At 50.6% G+C, this 19,310-nt stretch carries 17 protein-coding genes; 12 read left to right on the plus strand and 5 right to left on the minus strand.

The genetic code is table 11. The annotated features are described in order from the left end of the window. Positions 1-37: 37 nt before the first annotated feature. From M1K58_RS10555 to M1K58_RS10570, 4 genes are read left to right on the plus strand one after another with little or no spacing between them, the layout of a single operon-like run. Positions 38-922: a sugar phosphate isomerase/epimerase family protein gene (locus M1K58_RS10555; RefSeq protein WP_256758814.1), complete on the plus strand. Its 885-nt coding sequence runs from the start codon at positions 38-40 to the stop codon at positions 920-922. Between the two features lie 7 nt (positions 923-929). Beyond that, a complete protein-coding gene (locus tag M1K58_RS10560; protein WP_256758815.1) occupies positions 930-2,096 on the plus strand; it encodes a Gfo/Idh/MocA family protein in 1,167 nt (388 codons plus the stop codon). Positions 2,097-2,138: 42 nt separating this feature from the next. Beyond that, the gene (locus M1K58_RS10565; RefSeq protein WP_256758816.1) at positions 2,139-3,029 is read left to right on the plus strand and encodes an AraC family transcriptional regulator; all 891 of its coding nucleotides are present in this window, start codon (positions 2,139-2,141) and stop codon (positions 3,027-3,029) included. A 15-nt stretch (positions 3,030-3,044) separates the two neighbouring features. After that, complete coding sequence (locus tag M1K58_RS10570) at positions 3,045-4,079, plus strand: TIM barrel protein (protein WP_256758817.1); 1,035 nt, start codon at positions 3,045-3,047, stop codon at positions 4,077-4,079. 106 nt (positions 4,080-4,185) lie between these two features. Here M1K58_RS10570 and M1K58_RS10575 read toward each other — a convergent pair whose 3' ends face one another. Together M1K58_RS10575 and M1K58_RS10580 are read right to left on the minus strand one after the other, a co-directional pair. After that, positions 4,186-4,794 carry a Uma2 family endonuclease gene (locus M1K58_RS10575; RefSeq protein ID WP_256758818.1) on the minus strand — a complete coding sequence of 203 codons (609 nt, stop codon included), beginning with the start codon at positions 4,792-4,794 and terminating at the stop codon, positions 4,186-4,188. A 515-nt stretch (positions 4,795-5,309) separates the two neighbouring features. Beyond that, positions 5,310-6,101: an AraC family transcriptional regulator gene (locus tag M1K58_RS10580; RefSeq protein WP_256758819.1), complete on the minus strand. Its 792-nt coding sequence runs from the start codon at positions 6,099-6,101 to the stop codon at positions 5,310-5,312. Between the two features lie 124 nt (positions 6,102-6,225). On the opposite strand from M1K58_RS10580, the gene M1K58_RS10585 reads away from it, so the two are divergent. The 6 genes from M1K58_RS10585 to M1K58_RS10610 all read left to right on the plus strand — a co-directional run bounded on the left by M1K58_RS10585 (position 6,226) and on the right by M1K58_RS10610 (position 15,139). Further along, positions 6,226-8,478, plus strand: a complete 2,253-nt coding sequence (locus M1K58_RS10585; RefSeq protein ID WP_256758820.1) for an FAD-dependent oxidoreductase — start codon at positions 6,226-6,228, stop codon at positions 8,476-8,478. 98 nt (positions 8,479-8,576) lie between these two features. Further along, positions 8,577-10,436, plus strand: coding sequence for a sensor histidine kinase (locus tag M1K58_RS10590; protein WP_256758821.1), 1,860 nt, complete (start codon positions 8,577-8,579; stop codon positions 10,434-10,436). Continuing rightward, entirely contained in the window at positions 10,408-11,838 is a 1,431-nt protein-coding gene (locus tag M1K58_RS10595; RefSeq protein WP_256758822.1) for a response regulator, read from the plus strand. The genes M1K58_RS10590 and M1K58_RS10595 overlap by 29 nt, the downstream gene beginning before the upstream one ends. A 103-nt stretch (positions 11,839-11,941) precedes the next feature. Next, complete coding sequence (locus M1K58_RS10600; RefSeq protein WP_256758823.1) at positions 11,942-13,297, plus strand: ABC transporter substrate-binding protein; 1,356 nt, start codon at positions 11,942-11,944, stop codon at positions 13,295-13,297. A gap of 104 nt (positions 13,298-13,401) precedes the next feature. Continuing rightward, positions 13,402-14,271 (plus strand): carbohydrate ABC transporter permease, encoded by an 870-nt coding sequence (locus tag M1K58_RS10605; RefSeq protein ID WP_256759030.1) that lies wholly within the window; start codon positions 13,402-13,404, stop codon positions 14,269-14,271. A 19-nt stretch (positions 14,272-14,290) separates the two neighbouring features. Continuing rightward, positions 14,291-15,139 carry a carbohydrate ABC transporter permease gene (locus M1K58_RS10610; RefSeq protein WP_256759031.1) on the plus strand — a complete coding sequence of 283 codons (849 nt, stop codon included), beginning with the start codon at positions 14,291-14,293 and terminating at the stop codon, positions 15,137-15,139. A 103-nt stretch (positions 15,140-15,242) separates the two neighbouring features. On the opposite strand, the gene M1K58_RS10615 is transcribed toward M1K58_RS10610, so the two are convergent. Next, entirely contained in the window at positions 15,243-16,136 is an 894-nt protein-coding gene (locus tag M1K58_RS10615) for an AraC family transcriptional regulator (protein ID WP_256758824.1), read from the minus strand. Between the two features lie 137 nt (positions 16,137-16,273). Here M1K58_RS10615 and M1K58_RS10620 point away from each other — a divergent pair, with 137 nt between their 5' ends. Beyond that, a complete protein-coding gene (locus M1K58_RS10620) occupies positions 16,274-17,128 on the plus strand; it encodes a phytanoyl-CoA dioxygenase family protein (protein ID WP_256758825.1) in 855 nt (284 codons plus the stop codon). Positions 17,129-17,430: 302 nt separating this feature from the next. Here M1K58_RS10620 and M1K58_RS10625 read toward each other — a convergent pair whose 3' ends face one another. Together M1K58_RS10625 and M1K58_RS29665 are read right to left on the minus strand one after the other, a co-directional pair. Then, complete coding sequence (locus M1K58_RS10625; RefSeq protein ID WP_256758826.1) at positions 17,431-17,676, minus strand: S-layer homology domain-containing protein; 246 nt, start codon at positions 17,674-17,676, stop codon at positions 17,431-17,433. Continuing rightward, positions 17,673-17,786 carry an RCC1-like domain-containing protein gene (locus M1K58_RS29665; protein ID WP_372339151.1) on the minus strand — a complete coding sequence of 38 codons (114 nt, stop codon included), beginning with the start codon at positions 17,784-17,786 and terminating at the stop codon, positions 17,673-17,675. Before M1K58_RS29665 ends, M1K58_RS10625 begins: the two co-directional genes overlap by 4 nt. A gap of 137 nt (positions 17,787-17,923) precedes the next feature. Between M1K58_RS29665 and M1K58_RS10630 the strand changes: the two genes are divergently transcribed. After that, the gene (locus tag M1K58_RS10630) at positions 17,924-19,294 is read left to right on the plus strand and encodes an MFS transporter (RefSeq protein ID WP_256758827.1); all 1,371 of its coding nucleotides are present in this window, start codon (positions 17,924-17,926) and stop codon (positions 19,292-19,294) included. Positions 19,295-19,310 lie beyond the last annotated feature (16 nt).

A 19,310-nucleotide genomic window follows, 5' to 3' on the forward strand; every position in this document is an offset into this window, starting at 1 on the left:
TCTGATTTTATACTGAGGTAGGAATACGATCTTTACTATGCGTAGCGGAGGTTTAACTATGTCTAATTTCAAAGGAAGCATTGCGGTACACGCGATTACGTGGGGAGAGGATCATTTCAAGGCACTGGAGGAGGCATCCAAGCTCGGCTACCGGGCGATAGAGCCGTGGGCGTCGTTCGTTCTCTCCTATGAGGATCGAATAGAGGAATTCAAGGAAATTTTGAACCGGCATAATCTTACAATGACCGGCCTTTATGGAGGCGCATCCGGGGGGATGAACCGGAGATTCGGGAACCCGGAGGCTCGCCAGGAAATCGTCGATTACAACGTTCGTCTGGCCCGCGTCATCGCCAAGTGTGGAGCCGAGCATTTGGTGTTCGGCCCCGGCGGTCCCCGCCAGAAGCCGACGAGCTTGGAGGAGCTGAAGCAAGCTGCGGTGACTATTAACGAGGCGGCAAAAAGAACGTTCGAGCTTGGAGTTAAAGCCTGCCTGCATCCGCACTTATGGACTGAGGTACAGGACGAGAATGAGCTCGACGAGCTGATGAGCTTATGCGACCCTGAAGTGGTGTTTTTTGCGCCGGATTCGGCTCATTTGACCGGAGCGGGCATGGACCCAGCAGCGATCATTAGGAAGTACCGAGATCGGGTCGCCTATGTGCATTTGAAGGATTTGACTTCCAAAGAGGCGACGAAAGAGGACTTCCCGATGCTGATGGGCAATGAGGCGCTTCCCGTATTTTGCGAGCTTGGGCTTGGTTCTATCGATTTCCCGCCGATCATCGAAGCTTTGAACGAAATCGGTTATCAGGGCTGGATGACCGTCGAAATCGATCAGTCGACGAGCACCCCGATGCAGAGCTTGCAAATTTGCCGCGATTTTGTTGAGCAACAGCTGAACATTCCGGTCAGGGGAGCGTGACTCCGTCATGACGGTTAGTAAAAAGGTGCGCATCGGCATGATCGGCTATAAGTTCATGGGTAAAGCACATAGCCATGCTTATCGAGATTTGCCCTTTTTCTTCGATACAGATGTTGAGCCAGTGCTGCAAACGCTTGTCGGACGGGATCAGAACGCTGTTAGGCTCGCTGCGGAGAAGCTAGGATGGTTATCTTACGAAACGGACTGGCGACGTTTGCTGGAGAGGGACGATATTGATGTTATCGACATCGGCACTCCGAACGACTCGCATGCGGAGATCGCCATTGCCGCGGCGAAAGCAGGTAAGCACGTTCTCTGCGAGAAACCGCTCGCGATGAATGTCCTACAAGCCAAGGAAATGTGGAAAGCCGCGGAGCAAGCGGGCATCGTCCATATGATTTGCCACAACTATCGATTCGCGCCGGCCGTGCAGTGGGCGAAGAAGCTTATTCAGGAGGGCGTATTGGGGGACATTTATCATTTTCGCGCCCAATACTTGCAAGATTGGATTATGGACCCCGCGTTCCCGCTCGTGTGGCGTATGAGGAAGGAAGTAACCGGATCCGGAACGCTGGGCGATCTGATGGCGCATTCCATCGACCTGGCTAGGTTCTTGGTAGGGGAAATCTACGAAGTGTCCGGTCTGATGGAAACGTTCATTAAGACAAGGCCAGTCGGCGAAATGTCTGGGGGATTGGAGGCAGCGACCAGCGACGGCTCCTATGCCGAGGTGGATGTGGACGATGCGGCAGCCGCGTTGGCGAGATTCGAGAACGGAGCCGTAGGCGTGTTCGAAGCGACTCGCTTCGCCAAAGGGAATCGCAACGGAAACCGTATCGAGATCAACGGCTCGAAGGGTTCGATCCGTTGGGGGATGGATCAGATGAACAACCTTGAACTATACTTGGAGAATGATCCTCTAGGCATTCAGGGCTTTCGGACAATTAACTGTACAGAGGGCGTACACCCCTATGCAGGAGCTTATTGGCCTGCGGGGCATTCGATCGGATACGAGCATACGTTTATTAATTTGATGCACGAGTTTATGCGGGGAATTTCCGGAAAAGGCGACAAGCCTTCTCCCAGCTTCGAGGACGGATATCGGAATCAAGTCGTTCTGGACGCCATCGAGCAATCGGCGATTACAGGCTCGAAGGTTGCCATAACCTATTAGAAAAGCTTCAACGGACGAGAAGTCAGTCAGGAGGTCTATGCGATGGTTGAGTCGTGGATGAACAGCATATCCCCTTTCGTCAGAGCCGCGAGAATCATGAAATCCAGCTCGTTAACCGGGGAATGGATGGATCACGATCACGTTTTTACGTATATCGAGCAAGGGGAAGCAGAGTTTTTCCTGAGCGGCGTGAAATATGAGGCTCGGGAGGGCGATATTTTGCTTATGCATCCCTTCATGTCTCATATCATTAGATCGACCTCGTCCGTCCCGTTGATTCAATATATTTTTCACTTTGATCTATTTTACGACGAAGAGCGGAGCTTGCTGAAATATACGAACGCGACAAAGCGGATGAGAAAGAAGGTCGTCGACAGGGAGATGAAGCTGACCTCGATCGTTCCGATCTCCCATTTGCAATTGGCGGATAGGATCGATTTGAAGAAGCGGTTTCTGCTGCTGCATAAGGAGTTTCTAGATAAACGGCCGAGCGGCTCCCTGATGATGAAAGCCATTTGCCTGGAATTGCTACACGTCTTTTTGAAAAATCAAGCGGATCGCAAGGATGACGAAGGCAAAATGACAAAAGGATGGGCGTTTATCGAAAGAGCGATTAACTATATTCACGATTGCTTTTCCGACCCTCAGCTTAACAACGCGTCGATCAGCGAGCATGTCGGGGTATCCACGAACCATTTGTCTCATTTGTTCAAGAAGCAGCTTGGCATATCGATTCATAAATACGTGACGCATATTCGGATTGAGCAAGCGAAAAAAAGAATCGTCGACGGAAAGCTTACCTTGACCGAAGTTGCGGATGAGGTCGGATTTTCCAGCATCCATTTGTTCAGCCGGTCGTTCAAAGCAACGGTCGGAATTATACCCAGCAAGTTCGCGGCGATGCAATCCGCATTCATAAACGAAAATCGATAACGGAGGCAGATAAAGATGACGAATTTCAAATTTTCGGTTGGCCCATGGAACGTACATGAAGGAGCGGACGCATTCGGTCCCGAAGTAAGAACATCTATTTCTTTAGAGCAGAAGCTGGCTAAATTCAAGGAAATCGGGTTTACGGGTATTCAGTTTCACGATGACGACGCCGTGCCGGATATGAATGACTTGTCGGAAAGCCAAATCAAGTCGCGGGCGAGGGAATTGAAGCAGCACTTAGACTCACAAGGCTTGGAAGCCGAATTTGTCGCTCCGCGCCTGTGGATGGACGGGAGAACGATCGATGGCGGTTACACTTCCAATTCGGCGGAGGACAGAGAGTTTGCGTTATGGAGGTCATTGCGGTCCATCGATATCGCAAGAGAGCTTGGTTCCGATCGTCTGGTGCTATGGCTGGCGAGGGAAGGCACGTTGTGCGCGGAGAGCAAGGACCCGGTCCTCAGCATGCAGCGCTTGCGCGATGCGGTAAATACGATGTTGGCCTACGATCCAGGTATCCGCATTCTGATCGAGCCGAAGCCGAACGAACCAATCGACCGCAGCTTCGTTCCGACGGTCGGACACGTGCTCGGTTTTGCAGCCGGAACCGCCGATCCAAGCCGAGTCGGTGCTTTGCTGGAATCCGCTCATGCGGTGCTTGCCGGTCTTGATCCCGCTTTGGAAATGGCTTTCTGCTTGGCGCACAGCAAATTATGGGGCGTCCATCTGAATGATCAAAACGGGCTTCGATACGATCAGGATAAGTCGTTCGGAGTCGAAAATTTGCGCTCTGCCTTTAACCAGGTTAAAGTGCTTATGGACAGCGGATACGGCAGCAAGGGCGAATACGTCGGTCTTGATGTCAAGGCTATGAGAACGCAATCCGGAGAACTGTCGTATGCTCATTTGGAAAATAGCTTGAAAATGGTCAAATTGCTAGAGTCCAAGGTTCGACGTTTGGATAAGGGGCTAGTGTCTAGCTATCAGTCTTCCAGAAATTACGAAGCGCTTGAGATGTATATCATGGAGCTTTTATTGGGTGAAAAATAAAGAAAGCCTTGATGGCTAGATCCTGAACTGAGACCCGAAAGATGGACACTTTGAAAAAAAGTGACCTCTCTTGGGTCTCTTGACGTTTACTATCGATGTACAAGATTCAATCCTCTAACTTGCCCAGTATGTGAAACAGCTTCCCAAGTTGCACGGATATGCAAGGGAAACGTGAAGATAATAGGATATGGGCAGAACCGTAGGTTTGCTCCAGAATGTACTTCCCTTCATGAAGCACGAATTGATCAATGGTCCGATGATGACTGTCTACAATCCAATATTCATGGACGCCGAAGCGCTCGTATAGCGCCTTCTTGCGTACCTTGTCGTGCGTTCCGGTACTTGGGGATAGTATTTCAACGAGCAGATCGGGTACGCCTTCAATTCGTGTGCGGAGTATAGAATGATTCTCATTGGATACATAGATAAGGTCCGGCTGCACGATATTGTCTTTATCCAAGTGTACATCCATAGGCGCTACGATTATTGTGCCAGTAGCGTGACAGGTGGAGTATAGATCACTACAGAGCTGAGTAACAAGGAGTTGATGTTGAAGAGTGGGGGATGGCTGACAATCATAGCGAATACCTTCGATGATTTCATATCTTTCCTCGATGAGAGGCTGATCTATAGGTGGTTCAATATTAGCAGTCTCATGCTCATAAACATCGGATTGCTCTTTGACAAGGGTTTTCTTTTTCCGCATATCATTCATTCGAGCCCACTCCCCCTATAATATGAAATTCATATAAATTATACCATTATAGAAGCTGTTCATGTCGCCTGACGATAATCAAAGGGCTGTCCCAAAGAGCTAGCTTAGCTCACTAGTGGGGCAGCTAGTTTATTTCCCGCGATAACTGGATTTATCCCGTTATTCCTGAAGAAAAGGGCCTTCATTAGAGAACGAAATGGAAATATACAGTTATATGGCCTGCTGATTGCTAAAAGTCGTCCACTAGGCGCCAATCAACTGTATATTTCCATCTAATCTCTGTTCTATACTCAAACCTAGCTCTATTAGCTGTATATTTCCAGATAGCAGCCCCGTGGATAAGGGGAACTCAGCTCGGGATTAATTGGGGGTATATGCCTATCATAGCGAGCTGGAGTCCGAGACAAGTATCCATCTATCCCAAGATGTCGTCAGTTTATGTTAGAGTCGTTTTTGGATTTCAAAAAACCGTCAGGGATGAACTTATCCCTGATGGTTTTTGTATTTTTGCCCTGTTAAACACGGTGTGTATTGCGGTACTGCGAAGGGGGAATTCCCCGTTTTTTACGGAAGAGCCTGCTGAAATAAAAGCCATTCTCGTATCCGCATATCCGGGCGATGTTGTCGATGTTAAGGTCGGTTTCGAGCAGCAAGCGGCTTGCCCGATCGAGCCGAAGCTTGGTCGCATAGTCGGAGGGGGGAAGCCCGTATGCCTCGTGAAATCGTCTCGTGAGTTGTACTGGGCTGAGCTGCAACGAAAGCGCCAAATTCCGCATATCGATCGGGCCGTAGGCATTGGCGTCGATGAACCGGGCCGCTTTCAGGATCTTGCCGTCGTCGTACTTTGCGACCCTATCCTTCTCTTCTTGTAAGCTCCGCTCCATCTCGACCAGTCGCCATAAATCGTTGACCATATGCTGTATTCTCGCCATGGCGGCCTCATCTTGTTCTAGCTTCTGGCGTCGCAAATAGCGGAAGTCGGATGCCAGCCGCTCGATATCCGAGATGTTCAACTTTCCGCAAAGCTGTTGCCACTCATCCGGATCGGGTTCCTGTTCCCAAGCAAATTGCAGGAAATGAAACGTTACGGGCTCTAGCGTCCTTCTATAAAATCGGGTTTCCGGAGGGCAAACGACCAGGCTGCCGAATCCTGCTTCTCCTTCTTGATCAAGGATACGGTAAGCAAATCGGCCTTCCTCCACGGCGAATATTGTCCAATACGGGTAAATATCGCTGTCCAAGTCGAACTTGTTCTTCTTGACCCAGTACATATGCGCGATCGGCCGAACCGACCAATTGATTCTCATCTCATCGCCACCATTTATGAAATAAAGTATATACCTAATTGTAATACGGTGTATGTAATTTGGGAAATTGGTGTCCTAATATGAAATAGAAGATAAATTATAGTGTTTGAGGAGATGCGCGCGAATGAGACAGGAAGTCGTTGCGTCAGATATTACGGTTGTCGGCGGAGGCATGGCGGGAGTGTGTGCCGCAGTGGCGGCAGCCCGGTTGGGCAGAACCGTTGCGCTCGTACAGAACCGCCCGGTTCTCGGAGGCAACTCGAGCAGCGAGGTGCGGGTCTGGGTATGCGGAGCTACGGCTCACGGCGAGAACCGTTATGCGAGAGAAACCGGAATTATGGGCGAGATGTTCGTCGAGAATCAGTATCGCAATATCGACGGCAATCCGTATATATGGGACCTGGTCGTTCTGGAAACGGTGAGGGCGGAACCGAATATCCGTTTGTTTCTGAACACCGACGTTCATGAAGTGGAAGCAGAGGGGGACGGGGACAACCGATCGATCCTTTCCGTTACCGGCTGGATGATGGGGGCGGAGCGGCGTATCCGTTTTGAAAGCAAGCTGTTTCTCGATTGTACGGGGGATGGGCTCGTCGGATTCCTTGCCGGAGCCAAATACCGAATCGGACGCGAAGCCAAGAGCGAATTCAATGAAGATTGGGCGCCTCCCGTTGCGGACGATATTACGCTGGGGAGCACGCTGCTCTTCTATACGAAGGATGCAGGCCGTCCCGTCAAATTCATTCCGCCGAGCTTTGCTAAGAATATTGAGCAAACGACAATTCCGATGAAGCGCGTCATTCGCAGCGGCGACAACGGATGCGCGTACTGGTGGATCGAATGGGGCGGAGAGTTGGATACGGTGCATGATAACGAGCGGATTCGCGACGAATTGTGGGCGGCGATCTACGGGATTTGGGATTATATCAAAAATTCCGGCAAATTCGAAGCTGACAATATGACGCTCGAGTGGGTGGGATCGGTTCCCGGCAAGCGGGAATACCGACGCTTCGTCGGGGACTACATGCTGAACCAGAACGATATCGTAGAGCAGCGGGAGTTCGAAGACCGTGTCGCTTTCGGTGGGTGGTCGATTGATCTGCATCCGCCGCAAGGCATGTATTCGACGGAAAGCGGCTCGAAGCATTTCCAGCCGGACGGAATTTACCATATTCCGTTTCGGTCCCTTTATTCCGTTAATGTAAGCAACATGATGATGGCGGGACGCGATATTAGCGCTACGCACGTGGCCTTCGGCACGACGCGCGTCATGGCGACATGCGCCGTCGTCGGTGAAGCTGCCGGCACCGCCGCTGCTTTGTCCGTTGAGAAAGACGTTTCTCCACGCGAGCTGTACCGCTCCTATCTTCGCGAGCTGCAGCAGACGCTGCTTCGTCAGGATGCGTCCGTGATCGGGCTTCGAAATGAGGATCCGGTCGATCTGGCGCTTCGAGCAGAGCCGTCCGCTTCGAGTGCATTGACGCGGATTGCGGTGGAGAACCCGTCGGACTCCGGCATCGCGCTCGATTCGGAAGTGGGTTTAATCGTGCCCGTTGAGCCAGAGCTGGACGGGATTGAGCTGCTTATCGATGCAGCAGAAGATACCGTGTTGGAGCTGGAGCTGTGGGATACTGGGCGCGGCGAAAATTATGTACCGCATACACGGCAAGCTTCGGCGTCGGCACCGGTAGCGAAAGGCGAATCGCAGTGGGTGAAGCTAAGCCTGTGCTGGAAGCCCGAGACTCCATGCAATGCATTTATTATTATTAAGACTAACGACCAGTTGTCTCTATATACGTCGGATCAGCCGCAAGCCGGCGTCCTTGCCTTTCGTAAAGGGCCGGAGCCGATCGTCTCTGCAGATCTTGAGCATCGTCAGCCGGACCAGCCGCTCATCCAATGGAAAATGCGTCCTTTCGTCCGCAAGCCGATCTGCTTCCGACTCCTATCGTCGACGCAGGCGTTCGCGCCCGGCAAAGCTATCGACGGCTACCAACGGCCCTACGGAGGGCCGCATCTGTGGTCGTCCGCGGTTCTTAGGGAAGAAACACCGGAGTGGCTGGAGTTGAGCTGGCCGCAGCCGGTGAACGTTCGTACGGTGTACCTGACGTTTAACGACGACGTGAACGAGGATCTGATCAATCTTCATCACCACCGTACGTCGTTCGAGACGATTCCGGAACTGGTGAAGGACTATCGCGTGCAAGCTTATACGAACGGCGCATGGCTGACCGTAGTCGAATGCCGAAACAACCGGAAGCGGAGAACGGTTCATCGCTTGGACCGGGCGGTCGCTGCTGACCGTCTCCGCGTATGGATCGATTCGACGAACGGTTGCGACCGGGCGGAGATTGTGGAGATTCGGGTATATGATTAGACTGCATATTTCTAAATCGTTGAAAAGCGCCTTCGTTCTCTCGGACAGAGGCGCTTTTACCTTCTTGGGAAAATCGGCGATTTTTTTCGGAGAACGAAATGCCCCCCTTCAGGCTATGTATAATGAAGACATCAGAATTCGTTATAGGGAGTGAATCTTACACGATGCCAATCTTGCGGCAGTTGCTTCCGAACACCATGAAGCATAGGCTTTTCTTGGCTTACATCACCCTCCTGATGATCCCTTTATGCATCGCCATTTATTATTTATTCCAGCATTTTCAATCCATTCGCCAGAAGGATATGATGGACCGCTTGTCTGAGCGTATGCAACAGGTTCACGTGTCCTTGACGGATATGATGGCGTTCGCCTATAAGGCGAATATTATGCTGAGCCAGGACGAGGGGCTGATCCAGATGATGTACGATCCGGACAAGTACGATCCGCTGGACCGAAAGAAAGTGATTGAAAGCAAAATGTTCGGAATCAACAACAGCTTTTTCTTCCATCAGACGGATCTGTATTTTCGATTCATCGACCGCAAGGGCAACGTATACACTTCCTATGCTCCCAATGGACAGTTGACCAACAGGCTGCAAGAACTGCAAGAATGGCGGAATAAGCTGAATAGCGGGTCGTATTCCTATCAATGGGTGGCGGATGACGGGAATGATGTGAACGGCGGCCAAGGAAAGCTTCTAAGCCTGTACATCCTTCTGGACGACCAACTGCGGGGAAATTACGGATTGGCGCGCATCAGCATCAACATTCAAGAATGGTTCCGCAATACGTTAAAGGATAGCCCGGCCAACCAGGATCTGACCATCTTTAACGGGCAAGGGAAGATCATGCTCCAAAGCAAAGCGGCCGCCTTCAGCAAGGATATGATGCAGAGAATCATAACCGCGCAGGCTCAGGTAGGGCATTACGAGGACAAGCACGCCTCCTCCCTTGTCAATTACAGCTATTTGCAGGAATTAGACTGGTATGTGGTCAGCCAGATGCCATTAGGCGAACTGCAGCAGGAGATCCGGCACTTAAGACTGATCTTTTTCCTCTTTCTGACCCTTTTGATTGTAGCGTTCGTGGTGGTGACCATCATCCTGACGGCCCGCATGACGAAGCCTTTGTACGTTCTGGAGCGGAGCATGGAGGAAGCGACGGACAAGAAGTTGAACGTCAAAATTTCCATCGGCAAAGCGGCAACAGCCGAGGTGCGTTCCCTTGGCGACAGCTTCAACCGGATGATCGACGATGTCGTCGCGCTCATTAACAAGCTTAAGCTAGAGGAGCGGCAAAAGCAGGCGGTTCGTTTCCAAATGCTGCTCTCCCAAATGAACCCGCATTTTTTGTTGAATACCTTGAACACGGTAAAATGGATCGCCCGAAAAGAAAAGCAGGAAGCGATAGTGGGTATCTGCACTTCGCTCGGGGTCATTTTGGAAGCGAGCCTCAACTCGGAGATCGAGATGATCTCCTTGAAGGAAGAAATACGGCTATTGCGCTCGTATGAATCCATACAAGCGTTTCGCTTCCGGGATCACTTTACCATCCTGTATGAAGTGGAGGAATCGGTTCAATACGCACTGGTTCCCAAGCTGAGTCTGCAGCCTCTGGTGGAAAATTCCATTGTCCATGGCTTTGACTCGGCCGAAGGCCGCGGCACAATCCAGGTTAGGGCCAGAGCGGAAGGGAACGTCCTCGTTCTGGAGGTGGAGGATAACGGCATCGGCATGGAGGAGGCTGCTCGCAGGCCTGGCAGGCGAAGTGGGCACGGGATCGGACTCAGCAATCTGAGAGAAAGGCTGCAGTTGCTTTTTAAGGAGGAGGGCTCCCTGGATTCGATCTCCGATGTGGAAGGGACCCTAATCCGGATTCGGCTTCCTTTGCTGATTGCAACGCCTTATTTACAGGAAGGAGATGGCGGGCATGTGGACGGTTTTACTGGTGGAAGATGAAGCGTTTGTCCGGGAGGCCATCCGGGAAATCGTAGCCTGGGAGAAACACGGCTTTTGCATAGCGGGTGAGGCGGGCAACGGGAGGGAGGCTCTGGAGATGATCCTAGAGCTTAAGCCCGATGTCGTAATTGCCGATATCGTCATGCCGGGCATGGACGGGATCGAACTGTTGAAGGAAACGCGAAAAGCGGGAATCCGCAGCCGGTTTATTATGCTCACGGCGATGAGCCACTTTGATTACGCAAGGGACGCCTTGCAATATGGCGCCTTCAACTATTTGTTAAAGCTGAGCTTAAACGACGACCTTCTGTTGGAAAATCTGTCGCGAATCAAGGGAGAATTGTTCGAAGAGCTTAGGGGGGCGGGAGAGGCGCTTTATCCCTACTATCACCGTACTTGGTCGGGCATCCGGGGAATTGGCGCATCGGCTCAAGAGGATCAGACCAGAACAGCGGCGGGGAAGTTCCATCATTTGGGTCTTGATATCTTTGCCGTGCTGAGCGGAGCTGTTCCCGCCGATGTGGTTCAGGCGGGTATCCGGCAGGAAGAGTATCTACTGGTCCAATCCTTCTATGAAGGCGGGCAGACCACGTTCTTTTGCTGGGGTTTTCAGCGGAAGGAAGATCAGACCAATTGGGACAATTTGATCCCGCCGGTCGGTCGGGCGTTAAGCAGCAGGCTGGAATGTCTTGCCCAGGATTGGAGGCGGGCGCTGAATCAACTGAACGGTGAATGGTACGGCCGCGAGGCGAAGCCGTTGCAGGAGCAGCAGGAGCTGCCGCCAATCGCGGAACTGGAAGCCGAGCTGATCCGCTGCTTTGAAGAACGCAATGTATCGAAATGCGCCGAGACAGCAACCCTAATGTGGCAAAGCATGAAAGCCTCGGCGTTCTCCCATATGGAAGTGAAAACGCAGGCGGCCCATCTTCTTCATCTGTTGGCGATGCTGGTCGGACGAAAGCCGGAGGATTTGGAGGTTATCGACTCCGCCATCAGCCATGATTCGCTGCTCGATCATGTTCTGCTAATGATACGGGAGCATATCCGCCGCTTCAAGGAGGAAAATGTTAATTTTACGGATCATCCCGAGGTGAACCGGGTGATCCGATACCTACTGGAGCATTACAAGGAAAATATCAAGGTTGCGGATCTAGCCCGGCTAGTAGCCATTAATGTGGACTATTTAAGTACCGTGTTTGGCAAAAAAACCGGACAAACGCCAATCGCTTACTTGCAGAACATCCGGATCGAACAGGCGAAGCGCCTGCTCCTGCATTCCAAGCTGAACGTGGAGGAGATCGCCTATGAGACGGGGTTTGCCGACGATGCTTATTTCATCAAGATATTCAAGCGCATGGTAGGACAAACGCCCAGCGCTTTCAGGCGGGAGAACAATTTCTAAGTTTTGTACTACCAACCTGTAAGTTTCGAACCTAAGAACATAAGGAGCGGCTTGGTATAGTGAGGAGGAATCAAACATCCGATTGTAGGGAGGGCACGGCTAGATGAGAAAAAGAAAATGGTTGAACACAGGGGTGGCGTTGCTTGCGGCAGTATCGCTGACGCTCACCGGCTGCGGCGGCAAGGAAAACGGCAATCTAGCGACGGGGTCAGCTTCGCCGGCTGCTTCGGCGGAGACGACGCCGAGCGCCGCGCCAAACAAAGACCCGATCAAGCTCACCATGTGGGGAGCGGTACCGGCTGAGAATGGTCCGCAGGCGGTCGTAGACAACTGGAACAAGGAGAATCCGGATATTCAGGTGGAATACGTGCGGTTCGTCAATGACGATGCAGGCAACCTGAAGCTGGATACGGCGCTGATGTCTAACCAACCCGTAGACATGTACGTGAACTATGATTTCAGCCTCTACGAGAAGCGGATCAAGGCGGGCAATGCACTTGATCTGAGCCCGTTCGCCGACTTAAACGTGGACGACAAAATGGGCACGGGCGCGGCCTTGTGGAAGGTGGAAGACAAGTATTACGGCGTTCCTACGAGCAAGGGCTTATCGTTCGTCTGGCTGAACAAGGACATGCTCGATGCGAAGGGCCTTCCAGTTCCGGAGGAGTGGGGATTGGACGAGTTCAAACAGTATGCCAATGTGTTGAAGGGCGACAAGGTGTGGGGAGCGGCGCAAAGCGATTATTACTTCAACGTGCCGATCAATGGATCCATGCTCAAGCAAAGCCAGTATCTAACCAATGCGGACGGTGTCTCGGCGTTCGACAACCCGCTGACAGTTAAGGCGCTGCAGGTCTACTCCGACATGATGTTCCAGGACAAGAGCCTCATGCCGCATACGGAGCAGATTACTTCGAAGCCTGCTTTGGACCAGATGTTCGTGAAGGGAGAGACGGCGATGCTGTTCTCCACCCAGCAGATTTTCAGAACGACGAATAACCTGAAGGAGTACCCTCGTACCTTCAAGGTAGCGGCGGCGCCGGCTCCCAAGGTGAACAAGGACCAGACCGACTATATCAACGCCGGCGGATTGGGAGACGTGCTCTCCATCAATCCGCATACGAAGAATCCCGAAGCGGCCTGGAAGTTTATCAAGTGGTACGCCGATATCGGAATGCTTCCAATGGCCCCGGGCGGCCGAGTGCCCGCCTCCAAGGATTTCCCTGCGGATCAGGCAATCAGCCTGATGTTCGAGGGCGTGGAGGACACCTATGACATGGATTCCATCAAGCGAGTCATGTTCGGTAACAAACCACTCGGCTTAAGCCGTCTCGACAAGAAGTCGGGTAGCGAGCAGCAGGTGATCTACGACAAAATTTTCTCACAGAAGCTGACTCCCGAAGAAGGCGCGAAGGAATTGGCCCGGGTCCATGACAAGAACTTAAAAGCGGCCCAATAATAGGACGCCGAAAGGCTAAGGGGGGCAGGCACTCGTGGTCGAGCCTCTCCTTTCCTTTTCTTTGACCTAACTATCGATATTGGCGGTGAACGATCGTGAATTGGATGCAACGACAGAGACTGCTCGGCTATGTATTCATCGCCCCCAATCTGATCGGAATGACGATTTTCATGCTGATTCCGGCTCTGTTCTCCTTTTATTTGATGTTTACGGATTGGGTGTTCGCCAACGGGCAACCCCCGCAATTTATCGGATTCGGCAATTTCAAGAGGATGATCGAGGACGACTTGTTTGCCGTGTCCGTCAGAAACACATTATTGATCTTAATTCCTGTGCCGATTTCCATTATGCTAGGTTTTCTGATCGCGGTCATGCTGAACAATCGCGTCTATTTCCAGAAGACGCTGCGGGCCTTTTTCTTCGCTCCCTATTTTACGAGCGGTATCGCCATTGCGTTCGTCTGGATGGTGCTGTTCCAGCCTTCCAGCGGTCCTATCAATGCCTTTCTGGGCTCCATCGGCATAGCCGATCCGCCCAAATGGTTCGCCTCTCCCGACACAGCTATGTATGCGGTGCTCATCATGATGACCGCAGGTGGCATCGGGTATAACATGATTATTTATTTGGCCGCCTTGCAGGAAATATCCTCGGAGCAGCTGGAAGCCGCCAAGATCGACGGAGCGACGTTCGGACAACTGCTGCGCCTCATTATTTTGCCTTTGGTTAGCCCGACGACGTTTTTCCTGATGATTACCGGGTTTATCGGCTCCATTAAAGGGTTTGGCATGATCTACGCCATTACGCAAGGGGGGCCCGCCAACAGCACGACGGTGTTCTCCATTTTCGCCTACAAGAAAGCATTCAACTTTTATGAAATGGGCTATGCGTCTGCTGTTTCTTGGACCATGTTCCTGCTCATCCTTGGCATTACGCTAATTCAATGGGCAGGCCAGAAAAAATGGGTCCATTACTAAGGAAGGTGAAAGTCGCGTGATGAATGTAACAAGCTCCAGAATCGTCAAAGAGAGGCTGGGCAAAGGCTTAAGCACCGTATTTATGGTCCTAGCCAGCCTCCTATTGTTGTCGCCCATGCTGTGGATGATCAGCACGTCATTTAAGAAAGCTAAGGACGTTTTCACTTATCCAATCCAGTGGATTCCCAGCGATCCGGTGCTAAGTAACCACATCAAGGTCTGGACGGCCGGGGATGGATTTGCGATGTTTTATTTCAACTCGTTGAAGATTTCATTGATCCTGATGATCGGTGCGCCATTGCTGGCCGCCATTGCCGCGTACGGGTTCAGCCGCATCGAATTCAAGGGTCGGAACGTCATCTTCGTGCTGTATCTGTGCCTGATGATGATTCCGCAGCAGGTGCTGTTCGTTCCCAAATTCATCATGTTCGAGTGGATGCACATATACAATACCCATTGGGCGCTCATTCTGCCCGGGCTGTTCACCGTATTCGGCGTGTTTATGTTTCGGCAATTTTTCATGAGCATTCCCCATGAAATATCCGAAGCGGCCTTTATAGACGGAGCGGGGCATTTTCGGATTTTCTGCCGATTGTTTCTGCCTCTTTCCAAGCCGGTTCTGGCGACCTTCGCCATTATCGATTTTACATGGACCTGGAACGATTACGAGAACGCGTTGATTTTCCTGTTGGACAAGAAGCTTTACACGGTTCCGCTGGGCATGCAGAACTTCATGCTGGAAGCTGGGGTGGACTACAACATGATGATGGCTGCCGCCACGGCAAGCGTCGTGCCTCTGCTCATCGTTTTTTTCTTCGGTCAGAAATATATTATTCAAAGCTTTTCAAGCTCCGCTGTGAAAGGATGAACGATTATAGCAAGCTGCAGGAGATAGGCCCCGACTATACTTCCAATAACGCTCGTTAAGTAGTGCAAGCCAGAACAATTAGGGAATCTATGCCAGGATAAGGCTAGTGCCCGATTCTCTGGCTTTTTCTATATTCGGTAGGCGTCAGGGCGGTGAAACGCTTGAAAAATATACTGAAAGAGTGAATGGAAGCAAACCCAAGATCGGCAGCAATTTCCGAGACGGATTTGTCCGTTTCTCTTAGCTCGGTTGTGGCTTTGGATAGGCAAAGGTTGCGAATATACTCGCCGAGGGGCAAGCCGATCGTATTCTTGAACTCCCGGGTCAGATGGGACCGACTGATTGGGATGGCAGCGGCCAAAGCATCAATGTCTTGATCGTACCGAATTGCTTCGTGAAGCCGGTTCATTGTCTCTAGAATCGCTGCACGAAGAGGTTTAACAGATATCGGGTCAAGCGGTTCCTGTGCGTACAATCTCCGAAGAGCCGTAATAAGTAGCTGCTGAAGCAAGGCTTCCGCCATCGAATCGGCAAGCTTTGATGACTTCTCTGTTTCGTTGATCAAAGCGACGAATAATGATTTTACCGTGCCCTCCGGGTCATCGGCGATGCGGCTCATTCCAATCCGATAACATTCAAGCTGCAAAGCGGAAAATCGATCCAATTTGAAGCCGACGTAATAGAGCTTGAAAGCATCCGGCTTGCTGGCTAGGCCATAGTGGCTCTCTCCCGGTTTGGTTAGAAGCAATTGTCCGCTGCGGAAATCGTAGAGCGTTTTGTCGATTTTATATTGCCCATTGCCCTCGTCAAGGTAACAAAGCTCGAAATGCTCGTGATAATGGGACTGAGTCGCCCAATTATCTTGGACATTAAGACCCAAGTAGTAGATGCTGCTCCCGACCGGGTCGAAAGGGAGATCGATGCGGAACTCACCTTCCGTATGCAGGGTTTGATGGATTCGCGGCGTGGGGTTAATTGGCGATTGGATATCGGTCATGGACTAATTCTCCTTATAATGATAAGAATGATCGAAAAGTTTAAATTATTGCTTATTTGGAACAAATACAAGGTCATATTTGAAGTGTAAAATGATAATCGTTAGAAATCAACTCTGTTATGAGAGGTTGTCGAGAGATGAGCGATATTGAGATTCGTACCAATTGTTTACCCACGATAGAAGATGTCGATTTTTTCGAAGAAAACGGATATTGGGTATCCCCAGTCGTATTTACTTCGGAGGAGCTCGACTCGATCAAGCAGCATCAGGATGCATTGTACGAGGGGAAATACGAGCTGGGTCGTGAACCGGTATGCAATTGGTTAGAAGGAAGGGATAATCCTCGTGGCTTGCGCAAAACAGACAATTCCCACTGGGCGGACGCAACGATGAGGAGCTTGGCCACGGATCCGACGATCGGGGCGATCGCGGGTAAGCTAATGAAAGCGGACGAAATCAGGCTGTGGCATGATCAGTTGCTTTACAAGCCGGGTAGAGGCACTGCTAAAGAAACAGCAAACGTGGGATGGCATCAGGATTTCTCGTATTGGCAGTGCGCGCAAGAGCCGACTTTGATAACTGCATGGGTCGCTTTTACGGATGTGGATCTCTCAAATGGCTGTATGCAAATGGTCCCCCGGAGCCACAAGTGGGGCTTGCTGAGAATGAGCGACTTCTTCGAACAGAACATGGAGAAGCAAGTGGAAGAAATGGATATTCCCGACAACGAGAAGTTTACGACCGTGCCCATCGTGATGAAGGCGGGCCAAGTGAGCTTCCACCATGCGCTGACGATTCACGGAAGCGGCCCCAACACTTCGGCGGAAGCTCGCCGGTCGATGGCTATTCATCTAATGACGGGGGAAACGACTTACTCGGCCCGTCCTATTGGCGAAGGCCACTTTAACGCTAAGATGATGACAGGAAAAGTCCATCAACGCTTCGAGGGCGACGCTTGGCCAGTATTATATCAAACGTTAGGCAACACTTAGGTCCATAATTTCGGTTCAAGGCACTTTTTTGGCCTTCGTGCTGTAGACGCAACGAGATTTGGCTCCACGAGGGCACTTTTTTGGCCTTCGTGCTACAGGCGCAATGGGATTCGGCTCCATGAGGGCACTTTTTTGGCCTTCGAGCTGCAGGTGCAACGGGATGCGGCTCCACGAGGGCACTTTTTTGGCCTTCGAACTGCAGGTGCAACGGGATTCGGCTCTTCCATATATGTGAGGAGCTGACGCTCGCTGAATGGGTTGGAATAGCAACAGGCCGCTCACGTATGAGCGGCCTGTTGCTGTTACTTGGCTTGTATTAGATTCATAATCAGTGTAATCGCCTCAGCTCTTGTAGCCGTTGCCTGTGGCGCAAAGATGTTGTGCGAACGACCTTTGAGTATACCCAATTCTTTGATGGAGAAAATCGCTGATCTAGCCCAAGCAGGGATCTCGCTGTCATCGGCAAAGCCTGTGGTCGTTACCAGTGTAATTGTTGCTCCAACTGCTTTCGCGCCCATCATCGCTAATTCTGCACGGGTAATGCTCAAAATTGTCCAACCCAATTATCTCCGAAAGAATAGACCTCGCCAGCTTTCGTTAAGATTAAGGAATGAGCTTCCCCTGCCGCGATTGCTGTAACATCGGATAATCCTTCAATTCCAAACGCAACTGACCGCGACTACAAAAGGCTAGAAAACAATCTTGACGAGAGAGTTGAAAGCGTTTTATAATTTAGTTATGCCACACGTGTGGCATTTTGTTAGCGGGAACATGATGAGACAAAGGAGGACGAGGATGGATAAATTACCAAGGAAGATAAGGATTTACTATTCTCTAGGCCAGTTAGGCTGGTCGATTCTAGCTGGAATTATCGGGACATGGCTCATCTACTTTTATTTACCGCCGGAAGGATCCGACATTACAGTGACGATTCCGCAAGGCGGCATCTTTATGGGCGTCACGATTATCGGCATCATTATGGGATTAGCTACGTTGATCAATGCAATGACTGACCTATGGATCGCGAATTTAAGCGATAGAAGCAGTCATCGCCTTGGAAGGAGAACGCCGTTTCTGAGACGAAGCGCATTGCCTTGTGCTATTTTGCTCATAGCCATATTCGTCGTGCCTTTTCAGAACGAAGTTCATACGATTAATTCTTTATGGCTTTTCATTATTCTGCCCCTCTACTTTGTGGCGTTTACTTGTTATGTGATCCCGTATACCGCGCTTCTTAGCGAATTGGGTCGTACTACGGAAGATCGTATCGATCTGTCGACATACATATCAATAACTTGGTTTCTAGGCCTTATTATCGCGACCTTTGCCCCTAATATCTGGGAGGCGGTTATGACGATCTTTGGGACTTCCAAAACGGTTTCGATCCAGTGGACCTTTGCAGGGCTTGCAACCGTTGCTTTGATTCTCATGCTTATACCGGCCTATACGATTGATGAGACGAAATACGGTTCGACAAGCCCGTCAAGCTTAGATATCAAATCATCCGTTAAAGCGGTATTTAATAATCGAGATTTCAAATTTTTCTTAATTAGCGAGTTAGGTTATTGGTTTACGAACGGGTTCTTCCAATCTTCCCTCGTCTACTATATTACGGTGCTCGCGAGACAGAAGGAAAATCATGTTGGACTGATTGTGACGGCCGTCGGCGTTCTCTCTTTCTTGCTGTATCCGCTAGTAAACAGATTAAGTAAACAATACGGCAAGAAGAAATTGATGATCGTTTCATTCGTGTTTCTTATCGTTTCTTTCATCTATATCTCTCTTATGGGGAAGCTTCCGTTTGACGGATTTGCACAGCTGATTCCCGTTATTATTCTCTGTGCGGTTCCTTCGGCCATATCAGGCATATTACCGAATGCCATCATTGCAGATTGTGCCGTATATGACGCTAGTACAAGTGGGGAAAACCAAGAAGCACTATACTTTGGAGTGCGCTCGTTTCTGACGAAGTTTGGAACCGCTTTATCCGCTATTATTCTGCCCACCTTATTGGCGATTGGGAATTCAATTGGTCATGATTCCGGGATCAGGATATCTGTCATCATTGCAGCTGTTATTGCCTTAATTTCACTGTTAGCTTTTCTTAAATATGACGAGAAGAAAGTGCTCTCTAAAGCTAGTCCGATACAGGATTTATCCATTTAAATAGAAGAACAGGAGA

Origin of the sequence: Cohnella sp. WQ 127256, from assembly GCF_024519285.1 — a bacterium.
In the GTDB taxonomy this organism is placed as follows: Bacteria; Bacillota; Bacilli; order Paenibacillales; family Paenibacillaceae; genus Cohnella.